Consider the following 240-nt stretch of genomic DNA (forward strand, 5'->3'; position numbering starts at 1 on the left):
TCTCGCGTGATCCGACGACATCGTCGCCCGGCTGGATGACGCCATTCCTGCCCCGCGCGGCCCCGTGCCGCTGGAGATGCTATGACCGCGCGCGGATGCTTGTCGGTCTATCGTCGCAGCGGGCTCTTCGACCGGGAAGCGCGTACCAGACTCGCCATGCTCGCGCAGATCCGGCTGCAGGCACCAGAAATCACGCAGGCAGATCAGCCGTGACGAAGACCGTGACGATCCGTGGCGAGA

1 protein-coding gene is annotated in these 240 nt (G+C 66.2%); it reads left to right on the top strand.

What is annotated here, in order from left to right:
• The first annotated feature begins 81 nt into the window (after nucleotides 1–81).
• The gene (locus AC0CH3_RS17930; RefSeq protein ID WP_465238142.1) at nucleotides 82–213 is read left to right on the top strand and encodes a hypothetical protein; all 132 of its coding nucleotides are present in this window, start codon (nucleotides 82–84) and stop codon (nucleotides 211–213) included.
• Nucleotides 214–240: the final 27 nt, after the last annotated feature.

The organism is Sphingomonas sp. AC449, from assembly GCF_979253475.1.

Coding starts and splice junctions, on each gene's coding strand:
- AC0CH3_RS17930 (WP_465238142.1), top strand. CDS start 82: ATGACCGCGCGCGGATGCTTGTCGGTCTATCGTCGCAGCGGGCTCTTC.